The sequence below is a fragment of the Flavobacterium sp. genome (genome assembly GCF_036515215.1).
Lineage (GTDB): Bacteria > Bacteroidota > Bacteroidia > Flavobacteriales > Flavobacteriaceae > Flavobacterium.
In genome coordinates this window covers 1-12,243 of the sequence record NZ_DATBVQ010000134.1, presented here as the reverse complement: position 1 = coordinate 12,243, position 12,243 = coordinate 1, and the positions used below count along the sequence as shown (strand labels likewise).

The window sequence follows — 12,243 nt, the reverse complement described above, 5'->3', positions numbered from 1 at the left end:
CGTAGCAGCACTGGCAAATAATTTAGCAGAATAAGTTCCACTACTAGGTTCTGTAGTAATAGCATCGATAGCTCCGCCATTTTTATACACTGCCCAACCTGAAAAGTCTCCTGTTTCAAATCCACCATTTACAGCTATTTCGCCAGCTGCTGTACCACCACCGCCGTTACCTCCGCCAGAACCAGTACCATAAAATGTAAGGTCATCAAAATAATAAGTATCTGAATTTACACTTTCGAGATCAAAGAAAATTACTATTTTGTTAAATTTACCACTTGCACTGGCAGGGAAAGCAAAGGATAATTCTTCCCACTCACCTGTTTTAGTTCTAACTACTGGCACATCACCTGAGTTATTTCCTGGAGCTCCTATTTCCTCCAATTTCATCGTGATCTTTGTTCCTGCTTTAAGAGAATATACTTTTAATTTTAAACCAGAATGAGTAGTAAAATCTAATTTAGCATCTAAATTAATTTGAACATTATCCCAAGGATTAGCAGCTAAATTTGTTACTTTACCGACTTTGCATGAAGTATTTATACCTGTATCCGATTTTGGATTTGCTACCCAACTAAAATCGGCACCATCTTTAATAATGTTTGCTGTTTGATCAGTCTTAAAAGTTACATTTAAGTTTGCCGCAGTCATTGATTCAGCTGTTTCTGTCGTACAGGGGTCACCTCCTGTACCACCACCAGTACCTGTTCCATAAAATGTAATGTCATCAAAATAATAGGTGTTGGTATTTGCTGTCGCCAAATCAAAGATCAATACAATTTTGTCATATTTACCGCTGTGGGTAGCCGCGAAAGGAAAACTTATTTCTTCCCATTCATTGGTCTTAGTGGTAGTAACCTCTACCTCTGTGTTAATTCCAGCATTTGCCTTATCTTCTAGTTTCAGTAAAACTTTATATCCGGGTACAGAGGAGAATACTTTCATTTTCAAGCCCGAATGAGTGTTAAAATCCAATTTGCCATCTAAACTAATTTGATTGTTGTCCCATGGATTAGTTGCAGTCTTTGTAACCTTACCCACTTTACATGAGGCGTTTACTTCGCTGTCAGATTTAGGATTTGCTACCCATTGAAAATTGGCGCCGTCATTAACAATATTTGCAGTTTGGTCTGTCTTAAAAGTCACATTTAGGCTTGCTGCGCTAAGTGACTCAACCGTTTCTGCTGTACATACCACTTCGCCACCGCTGCCTCCTATCGTTATTATGTCCTCATAAGTAGCAGATGCTCCTGCAACATTTCTTATTGTTAAAACTACCGTATATGTACCATTGGCATAGGTTTTTATCGGATTAATTTCGGTAGAAGTCGTTTCGTCTCCAAAATCCCATGAATAATATTTAACATCAGTTGATGTGTTTATAAAAGTTACCGTTCCAGTAGCTGGATTTATAGTATGCGTAAATCCCGCAAAGATGTCAGGTAAATTGTCATCGCTGTTATCACACCCATTCAAGGATATAGTTAAGACCAATATTGCAATAATGGCCTTTGCGCTTTTAAGTAATTGTTTCATAATTGTTTATTTTATTAGTTTATTCTAGTTGTTTTTATATACTCTCACATAATCAACCAACATGGTTTGGGGGAAAACTGTCCCGCTATTAGGGGCACCTACAAAATTACCTCCAACAGCCAGATTAATAATGATATAGAACGGATGGTCAAAAACCCATTCGCCGTTTACACTAGCGGGTGTTATTTGATTATAAAGAACGTCATCCACATAGTAGTTTATGTATTCCGGTCCCCACTCAATGCCAAAAATGTGGAAGTCCGTATCAAAACGATCATTAACCAGGCTATAGCTTTTTGAAATCGACGTTGCACCAAAATAACCTGGACCATGCACTGTTCCCAAAACCTTAGTCGGTTCCTGTCCGCGATATTCCATAATGTCGATCTCACCGCATTTTGGCCAGCCCACTTCATCAATATTGGCTCCTAATAGCCAAAAAGCGGGCCATATGCCCTGGCCGTAAGGCAGCCTGATACGTGCTTCGAAGCGACCATAAGCTTGCTCAAACAGGCCTTTGGTCGTTAGTCTTGCAGAAGTGTATGAAGATCCACTATAGGACTCTTTTTTGGCGGTAATTAACAAATATCCATTTTCAACTTTTACGTTTTCAGTGCGATTTGTATAAAATTGGAGTTCATTGTTCCCCCATCCATCGGCACCCGTTCCCAAATCATATCCCCATATGGCGCTATTGGGAGCGCCATCCGTATCAAACTCATCCTGCATCACTAATTCCTTGAAATTCGCAACAGTCTGCTTTTCATCTGATGAACAGCTAGTGACCACAGTAAATAAAACTAATAGTGCCAGGCCGGGAAAACCAAATACTGAATTTCCTTTTCTATTCATTGGATTCTCCTTAAATATTTTCTTTTTCATTCTAATTATATTTTTGAATTAATAGTATAAAATTTAATTTCTAAATGCAGTATTACTGGCGATAGAAATAAATATTATCCAAATAAAAGTTGTCTAATGATGAGAAATTAATGTTTTCATAAATAATCTGCCCTATATTATTCTTATTTGCCAATGTTATAGGAAACTCTAATGTAATCCATGTATTTGGGACCCATTTGGCTTTATCAAAAAATATTTGTTCCCTTGTATCATCGCCGCCACCTTGCGCTTTATCAGCTCCGAAATCGACAACGGTAATTAAAAAGTCCATGTTTGCCGGTACACTATTTGGAATATACATATTAACGTGCATATTTGATTTTTGTGACGCATCCACGGTAGGGTTAGCAAATTGGTTCCCAACAAAATTAAAATTAGTATAGTTCAACATCCTATTACCGCCAATTACAAATTCAGCAGATTGAGTCGTCTGATAAGGTTCCCAATATCCATTAAAGAAGTCAACGGGGACATTCGTGTAGCTGTCACTATAAATAGAAGTAACATCGCTTGGTGCTCTTGTCGGTATCGGTGCTAACTGAAAATTACCCGAAACCTTTACTGTAATAGAGCCCGTTGCAGCAACGCCTCCTATACTTGCGGTTATAACCGCGGTCCCCTCACTCAAAATGCTAATAAATCCATTTTCGCTGACCGTTGCTACACTTGTGTCTGAAGATTTAAATTTAAAATAACCCGGTGCAGGAACCACTTTTTTATCAATACCTGAACCTAAATTAAAGGTTTGTCCTAAACCCGTTATCGGCACCATAACGCCTGTAAAAGTATTTAAAACAACATTGTCACCATTAAATATTGTTGGTCTTGGTTGTGCGATATTCCCTAATTTTTCAAACTTTAAATCATCAATCCAAAAGGTATAGCCTTTACCATTTTCCGGTCCTTCGGCGTACCAAAACAAACCCCTTTCTGCTGTTAACTTATAGGCGTCAGGAATAGGAATTACATATTTTCTCCAATTGGTGGTTAACTGTAAATCTGTGGTCACTAAGAACTCGTTTTCACCGAAGTCTTGTCCGAAGCCAATTTCATTGATTGTTCCCGCTTGAGTTCCCTTTGCCCAAAACGTTAATGCGTCGTAACCCGATAAGTCATGCCCAGTTACGGTACGAAAAATAGCACCCGCATAAGCACCCGATGGGTCACCAACATTAGGCACGTCAAATCGCATAGCTGCAGATCCATTGTATTTTGTCTCTTTATCGACAGTAAATGCTCCAAAGTAGGAACCTTCAAATGGGAAGTAATCCAGTCCGCCAGTAAAACCGTCTACAAAAATTTCGCCAGTGCTTGGTAGCGTTGCAAAGGCTGCTTCATCAGAAATTTCTCTTTCACAACTTATGGTAGCCAAAAAAAGCAATCCTAAAATGAAGCTATTTTTTAAATATATAAATTTTCTATTTTTCATTTTTGTATATTTTTTATTTTCCAATATTAATGTGTACATATGTTCTGATTTCCCATTCGTTTCCATTACTAAACCCTACAGGACTTATAATAGGTGATGATGCAAATTCAGCCGTCTCATTAGGCGAATATCTTGGAGAGTATTGATTAAGTGTTCTCCATGTACCGCGGATTCCTATCTTTGTATCAGGCAAGATAAACCAGTTTGGTTTTCCTACTGAGGTAGATAAATCCAACATAAACTGTGTCGGATAAGTAAGATTAAAATCACGGTGGTAGTCAAAAGGACCCCAATCATTAATTTTAACAGAGCCTACTAGTTTCGTTTTATTATAAACAACTCTAAGATCACCTCCAAAACGTTCCACTAGTCTCGCATCACTGCCGTTTGCCTGTGCGTTACCAAAGTAAAAATTGGCAATTAAACCGTAATCTGGACTTAATTTAGAAACGATACGGGTGTTCGATTCCCATAAATCGTGTGCTGGCGCTGAGTTAGGAAAAGCAAATGTGGTACGGCCGTCAGCCAAAATACCGATAGCGGCATCTTGAGAATTAGGCAGGTGGCGAAAAACAAAGCCGGAACTAATGGCAAACTTGGCATCTTCAACCATGTCATTATCCCATTCGTACATCCAAGTGGCCGGTGTTGGGTCATAAGTAAACAGAAGTTCACCTCCTATCGTTTCTCTATTTCCTCTAACGGCAAATGGATCGTCCTGAATATTTCTAAGTCTTCCCGGAGCTTGAACATCATTTGGCATAGCACCCACGATAGGTTTTTGCCACAAAAAGTTAGGCGCTATCTGATAGTTACCTATTGTATAAGTGAAACCCGAAAGGAAGTTAACCTGGTTTCCGCTTCCACTGTCTTTAAGTCTCCATCCTGTAAACGTTTTTGTATTATCGGCACCACCATTGGCAACTAAACCCATAGCAGCTCCTTGGCCATACCAGTTTATCGCCCCTTGAGAGTAGGTCAATTTAACTTTACCTCCCCAATTGTCCTTTGAATTAATTTTATCCGTGTAAATTACATAATTCCCTGATTCGCCTTTAGCAAACTGAAAAGTTCTACCATTTAAAGGCTCGCCACCCCAAATACCTCCAAGTTCAACACCTACAGCACCTATTTTTGTCTTGGCGTAAATCGTGGCTCTGCGTGTTTTTGGAAGTGGTACAGCTATAGAACTTACCGCCTCAGGAGCATCGGCTATATCTTCATGGTAAATGGCCGCCAAGTCAAAACGACCAATTTTAGTACCGTATTTTAACAATACGGCAGGGTTTGCTCCCCACCATAATTGAGGTCCAAAGGCAGCTTTGAAGCCTTTTAAAGCTCTTTTACCATCTATTTCAAAACCTAATGTTTCACCATTATAGATATCTAGGTTTTGACCATAATTTGCTTCTGGATACAATCCGAAAAAGTCGCCTTCATACCCCCAGTGGTAATGTCCCGTTCTATAGAAACCTCTTAAATCAAAGTCTTTGGCGTTCCAAGTATAACTTGCATTATAAACTTGAATTCTATTTCCGTCATTGATTTCCAGATTCCCCTGGTCTGTATTCACTGTGCGGGAACGGCCTCTGTTTTCATAAAAAACTTCATCAATAGGGTTATCCGCTACGTGACCCAGAATATTAAAATTAATATTGGCCTGCATATTAGCACTAGGATTCCCCTCTACCCCAACATAATAAGACTGCATATGATCAAAACCCAACTTATTAGGATAAACCGATTTATCTGGATCTGCAGTTTTAGGAGTTGTAATTAAACTACCACCTGTATTGAAAGTGGTGAATTCGGCTCTCAAATTACTGAGTCTAATCTTCTCGCTGGCTCCACCACCCAAGGCAGCTTTATCGCCACGAGCCCTAAGTACAGCGTCCATCAATGAAATATTTGCGAAAGAATCATCAATATTCTCCAGCGTTGCGCCTGGAGCATAAGGATTTACATTATGTGCTTCTTTTAATGTATAATAGGCGGCACGCGGATATAGGTCATAAAGACCGCGAGAATCTGTAGGCCCTTTGGCACATATACCAAACCATTCCTCATTCATGTTATTTTCATTCCCTTTTAAATCCAAAGGATAACCGCCATTAGACCAAGACGCATTATTATCATGAATGTCCAAATTTTTTGTTTGACCATATTTCCACCAGCCGTCACTAAATTGAAAAGTAAAACCTCCTATAGAATTTCCTGCTTTTCCTAAACCAGCTGCGTTCTCGTAAATTTCTTTCCAGTTGCCCATTAAATAATAAGCTTGGGATTTTTGATCTTCACTATTATTAATGGCATTAAAAGCGTCTGCACCAAATTCAGTAAACATAATTGGCACGTTAAGCTCGTCTTTTACTCTTTTGAAAGCATCGCCGAAAGAAACTCCACGATAAACGTTTGTGCCTAATATATCTATATCAGGACACTCATTTTTTATGATGTCCAGAAAAAGCAAATCTCCATTACAGATAGCCATAGGATGTGATTGGTCCACTTTTTTCATTTCGACGATTGCCTCATTAAAAAGTTTGTACATAGCACGTGCTCTAGCCGTCGATTTCCTATCTTCTAACGGGATGTTTTCCGTTTCGGCGCCATCCCAAAAAAGGCCATAGTTATTTTCATTTCCCAATAAAAACAACAGCAATCCAGGAGTATTCTTATATTCTTCGACCATTGCTTTTACTTCAGTCAATAGCAATTTACGAGTATCGGCATCAGAATATTCAGTGTTTGGCACCCATGTTCCCTTTATGGTAAGTCCGTATCGTCCAAAAGAATGATTCAACATCGTATAAATACCGTAATTTTCATAGATATACTGAATCCATTTTGAAGGTATACCAACGTATTGCCTGATGCTATTTACACCCATGTTTTTGAGCAAACCCATTTCGGAATCAAGTGCTGCTTTGATCACATCGTCAGATTGCTTCCATAAGCTGTAGGTATAATTTGTACCAATGGGATAGTAATCCCAGTTCATACCGTTGACCATAAAATCCTTACCATCAACGACTAATTTCATTCCTTTATCATTAGCGACAACGGACACGTCATTAGCTTGCGCAAAGACGGTTGTCGTCAATAAAAGAAATATTAATCTTAGGACATTGTTTTTCATATATTTATTTTTAGTTGGTTCTTTAAAAAAGCGAAGACAAAACATTATAATTAATGGTCTATCAAGTATTAGCGGAAATTATTATTTCTATAAATGTAGATATCGTTGCACCTATTATATAGTGCCGTTAGATTATTAGGTGAATTAATCAATTAAATCCCCTAATCTTATCAGTTTAGGAAAACCAAAGCTGCCGATTAGCATTAGAAAAAAGTACCTGAAATTTGAGTTCATAATTCATGTTTTTTGTGAATGCTAAAATTACAAGGAAGTCACAATAATCAATTAAAAACGACCTCTACAAAAAACATACAATGTAAAAAAAGTGTTTATTATTTCTTAATAATGAAAAAAAATCAAATAAAAACTGATGAATGGACAGCCTTATCCGCTAATCATAAAGACAAAAAACCACAACGACAACGTTAATGTTGTGGTAATGTATGGGTATTAAGTTGCGACATGAAAAATACTATACAGTCAGGATATACTCTACCAGACCGTGCTCATGCGACAAATCCATTTTTTTACGCAAACGATATCTTTTTATTTCCACACTGCGCACTGAAATATTCAGCAAAGGCGCAATCTCTTTGGAAGAGAGGTTTAATCTAAGGTAGGCACAAAGTCTCAAGTCACTTGGCGTTAATGAGGGGTGCGCTGCTTTTATTTTTTTCAAAAATTCCTTATCGGTATTTTCAAAGGCTTCTTTAAAAACACTCCAAGAATCATTTCCAGTAATATTCTTATTAATTGTAGAAATAACCGATTTAAGACTTATGTTTTTGTCGTCGTTCGTTTTTTTCAAGTCTTCCTTAATAAAAGCCAGCAATTCATTTTTACTGTTCAAACTCATTGCAGAGACCGCTAATTCTCTACTTTTCTTATCAACATCCAGTGAAAGCTGTTCGTTCCTCACCCTCATCATTTCATGCCCATTTTCAAGCTCTTTAATTTCTAATAAGCGATTGTTTTCCTCAATTAACTTATCTTCTTTCTTTTGATAATAATTCTTGTACGCTTTATGGATGATTCGCGCCAAAACAATACCCATTATTAAATAAAAGAACAAGGCCATGTTAGTCCTATACCAAGGCTTGAGAATTGTAAAAGAATAGTTGGCGGAATTTTCCTGTAACGAATTGGCGAATTTAGCCCTTACTTTAAATATATATTTCCCCGCAGGTAAATTTTTAAAATTCACGGTGGTCTTTGTACTCCAAGAACTCCAATCATCTTGAAATCCTTCCAACTTATATTGATACTCGGCATTGATATACTTATTGTACTCAGGAACCGTGTAGTTGAAAACTATATTATTTTCATCGTAGTCAAAGCGTCCATCTTGCTCAAAAGGATTATATCTGAAATTTTGATTCAATTTATTTGTCGCTACATTTGAAATGGCAACCTTATAATTTTTAAAACTCAAATCACTAGTGTTTATCGTATAGTAACCATCAGTCGTTCCTATAAGATAATCGTAATTTGAAATCTGTTCAATATTTTCGAAGCCTGACATTGAATTAGTCAAGGAAGCCGGAATGGGAATTACATTTTGCTTCAATTGATTACTTAATTTACTCAATGAGAAATAGTGGATGTAGTTTTTAGAAAACAACCATATTTTATTCGAATTATCAACGATCAGTTTACCTGACATATATTCATCTTTTTCAAAAACCGAACTCAAAACTTTATCCTTTTCAAAAAGTTTTGTTTTATTGTTCAATTTGAAAATTCCTTCCTTGTAGGCATAATAAATCGTATTGTTAAATTTCGCCAAGCTCGCATTTTTCCCTTTTTTTGGCTGCTCGTATACTATAAATGATTTTGTTTTAAGCAATTTGTTGTCCAACTGCAATCTAAAAACTCCTTTATACTCATGACTTATATATACTTCCAGAGCATCGGTAATTTCGAAATAGCGCGCCGAATAATCAAATCCCTCTATTTTATTTCTAAAACGCCATTGGTTATTGACTTTTTCCAATACTGAAATCCCAAAGTAATTCCCTTGAAGTAAAAGTCCTTTTTGATTCGGAACCGTTTCAAATTTCCATGTCCCCGATTTCGAAAATATATTTTTTGCGGAACCGTTATCCACAACAAAGGTTCCTGAATCATGCCCACAAAACAATGTTTCGTCGTATTCGAATAGCGACCAAACTTGTCCTTTGGTACCACCTATAAATTTGAAATCTCCATTACTCTGATAGTCTTTATAAAACAATCCTTGATTGGTCCCAATATATAATCTTCCGTTGTAGAGCTTCGAAGCGTAAACTGTTCCTAAAATCCCCGTGTCGTCAACAAAACTCTTAATGGGGGACTGAAGGTTAATACAATTAATTCCATTATCTAATCCCACCCAAAGATTTTTGTCTGCATCTTCAAACAAGGACAAGGCCGTATTATTGCTCAAGCCTTTGTTTTGGGAAATGTGGTATTTAATTTTGCCTTCGGGTGTCAAAATAAAAATTCCATTCGACACCGTGCCGATTGCATAACTTCCGTCGGATAATAACTGGCTGCTATACACGCTATTTGCCATCATTTCCGAATCAACATCCGTTGCAAACTTTAACACCTTTCTTTCGGCCAACCTGTAGAATCCGTTCAGTTGTGTTTGTATCAAAAGACCGTCGTCCGTGGCAAAAACATTAACAATCCTGCTGTTTTTTAAAATCGGATTACTAGAAATAAGTCGGGCTTTTCCGCTTTCTATTTCAAAAAGACCTTCGTTGATTGTTTGAAAGAATATCGAATTTTTAGTCCTGAAAGATTTGGTGATTTTATTCTTTGGCGCAATTATCTTAAAACTACCCGTTTTAGTGTCGTATATATAGATCCGGTCCAATGATTGAAAAATAACCCATTGGTCATAATTTAATATGTTCCAGAACTGTTCGTCATCGAGAATGTTTTTTTTTATCGAATTACTCAGGGACGTATATTTTAGTTTTCCGTCGCCCTGTCTCATCCAATAGCCAAATTCCATGTATCCGCCAGTGTACACTTTATTGCCGATCACTTTTACCGAACGTAATATGGTCTCGTTTGGCGATGGATATAATTCCCAATTGGAGCCGTTAAATTCCAATAGACCTTCATTATTGGCAAAGAAAAGGTAATGGTTTTCGTCTTGCGAAATCATCCAATTTTGATTTCCCGCTTCATATGTCGTAGGCGAATATTTTACGATTGGGGGTAACTCTTGCGAAAAAACACAAGAACATATTAAAAGGAGTGCAACACATAATTTGCTGTTCATCTGGGGAGTGGTATTAATTATATTGTAAAACTAAAAATTAAAACACAATATTTTTATCAAAAGAAAAAAATTTAACCATAATAAGAAAAAAAAAACAATGCATCTTCCTATTTCTAAGTCCATTTCTTTTTTAACAACTTAAATTTGTGATTTGTCCAAGCTCACTTCCCAGATGAAAATTGATTACTTTTGTATAAATTATATTTAATATGCAAGTTGACTTTTCCAAGATAGACCCAAAGAAAAACATAATAATTAAGGGAGCTGAAGTTCACAATTTAAAGAGTGTGGACGTTGTGATTCCTAGAAATAAACTGGTTGTAATTACCGGTCTTTCCGGTTCGGGAAAATCCAGTTTGGCTTTCGATACCTTATATGCTGAAGGTCAGCGTCGCTATGTAGAAAGCCTGTCTTCTTATGCGAGACAGTTCCTAGGGCGATTAGACAAGCCAAAAGTGGAATACATCAAAGGAATCGCTCCAGCCATTGCGATTGAGCAAAAAGTAAACACCACTAATGCCCGATCTACCGTGGGAACGTCCACCGAGATTTACGACTATATGAAATTGTTGTTTGCGCGAATTGGGAGAACAGTTTCTCCCGTTTCAGGGCAAGAGGTCAAAAAAAATACGGTTTCTGACGTTGTAAAGGATGTCAAAGGTTTTGATATAGACAGCAAATGGCTCCTCCTGGCTCCGATACACTTGGAAGACGGAAGAAAACTCGAAGACAAATTGAAAGTGCTGCTGCAACAGGGCTTTGCCAGAATTTTGGTCGATAATCATATGATCCGTTTAGACGAAATCGACCAACATTCCTTGGACAATAAAGATGTTACTCTTGTCATAGACCGGATTGTGGTCAAAGATGAGGAGGAGTTTTACAAGCGTCTGGCAGATGCTGTACAAACTGCCTTTTATGAAGGAAAAGGAATCTGCCATTTGCAGGAATTAAATTCCGAAAAACGATTTTCTTATTCCAATAATTTTGAGTTGGACGGAATTACTTTTTTAGAACCAAACGTGCACTTGTTTAGTTTCAACAACCCTTATGGTGCCTGCCCAGTTTGCGAAGGATACGGAAACATTATTGGCATTGATGCTGAGTTGGTTGTTCCTAATACTACTTTGTCCGTTTATGAAAATGCCATTTTTCCATGGCGTGGAGAAAGTATGAGCTGGTTTAGGGACGAATTAGTCAATAATGCGTACAAATTTGATTTCCCCATCCACAAACCATTTTATCAACTGAATGAGGATCAGAAAGAGTTATTATGGAAAGGAAACAAATATTTTCAGGGTCTGAATGACTTTTTCAAAGAGTTGGAAGAGAAAAATTACAAAATACAAAATCGCGTGATGCTTTCGCGCTACCGGGGTAAAACCAAATGCTATTCCTGTAAAGGAAAGCGTTTGCGTATTGAAGCCTCTTATGTGAAGATCAACTCAAAAACTGTGTCTGATTTGGTAGATCTACCAATCAAACACTTGGTAACGTTTTTCGAAGGCCTGGAATTAGATGTCTATGAAACGCAAATTGCCCGTCGCCTTTTATTGGAAATCAACAATAGATTATCTTTTTTGACCGAAGTGGGTTTGGATTATCTGACTTTAAACAGGAATTCTTCCACCCTTTCCGGTGGGGAATCGCAACGTATCAACCTAGCCACCTCGCTTGGAAGCAGCTTAGTGGGTTCCATGTATATATTGGATGAACCGAGTATTGGTTTACACCCAAAAGACACCGAACGCTTGATAAAAGTGCTGCTATCGTTGCGCGATTTAGGAAACACCGTAATTGTGGTCGAACACGATGAAGATATCATGAAGGCCGCCGATATGATTATTGATATTGGACCCGAAGCGGGTTCATTTGGGGGTGAACTGGTCGCTCAAGGTACGTTTCCGGAAATTCTGAAATCAACTTCTCTGACTGCCAAATATTTAAATGGCGCGCTTGAAATTG

5 protein-coding genes and 1 pseudogene are annotated in these 12,243 nt (G+C 37.6%); 1 reads left to right on the top strand and 5 read right to left on the bottom strand.

Annotated elements, in window-relative coordinates:
- From VIH09_RS09560 to VIH09_RS09540, 5 genes are all read right to left on the bottom strand, one after another.
- Positions 1 to 1,533, bottom strand: a 1,533-nt coding sequence (locus tag VIH09_RS09560) for a PKD domain-containing protein (protein WP_331580329.1), incomplete at its 3' end; no start/stop codon positions are given.
- Between the two features lie 24 nt (positions 1,534 to 1,557).
- Positions 1,558 to 2,415, bottom strand: a complete 858-nt coding sequence (locus tag VIH09_RS09555; RefSeq protein WP_331580327.1) for a glycoside hydrolase family 16 protein — start codon at positions 2,413 to 2,415, stop codon at positions 1,558 to 1,560.
- A gap of 52 nt (positions 2,416 to 2,467) precedes the next feature.
- Entirely contained in the window at positions 2,468 to 3,865 is a 1,398-nt protein-coding gene (locus tag VIH09_RS09550) for a glycosyl hydrolase family 16 (RefSeq protein WP_331580325.1), read from the bottom strand.
- 13 nt (positions 3,866 to 3,878) lie between these two features.
- Positions 3,879 to 7,004, bottom strand: a complete 3,126-nt coding sequence (locus VIH09_RS09545; RefSeq protein WP_331580322.1) for a glycoside hydrolase family 2 TIM barrel-domain containing protein — start codon at positions 7,002 to 7,004, stop codon at positions 3,879 to 3,881.
- A 472-nt stretch (positions 7,005 to 7,476) separates the two neighbouring features.
- Positions 7,477 to 10,278 (bottom strand): helix-turn-helix and ligand-binding sensor domain-containing protein, encoded by a 2,802-nt coding sequence (locus tag VIH09_RS09540; protein WP_331580320.1) that lies wholly within the window; start codon positions 10,276 to 10,278, stop codon positions 7,477 to 7,479.
- Positions 10,279 to 10,487: 209 nt separating this feature from the next.
- On the opposite strand from VIH09_RS09540, the pseudogene VIH09_RS09535 reads away from it, so the two are divergent.
- Positions 10,488 to 12,243 (top strand): annotated as a pseudogene (locus VIH09_RS09535) (excinuclease ABC subunit A); the annotation flags it as partial.

Coding starts and splice junctions, on each gene's coding strand:
- VIH09_RS09550 (WP_331580325.1), bottom strand. CDS start 3,865: ATGAAAAATAGAAAATTTATATATTTAAAAAATAGCTTCATTTTAGGA.
- VIH09_RS09540 (WP_331580320.1), bottom strand. CDS start 10,278: ATGAACAGCAAATTATGTGTTGCACTCCTTTTAATATGTTCTTGTGTT.
- VIH09_RS09545 (WP_331580322.1), bottom strand. CDS start 7,004: ATGAAAAACAATGTCCTAAGATTAATATTTCTTTTATTGACGACAACC.
- VIH09_RS09555 (WP_331580327.1), bottom strand. CDS start 2,415: ATGAAAAAGAAAATATTTAAGGAGAATCCAATGAATAGAAAAGGAAAT.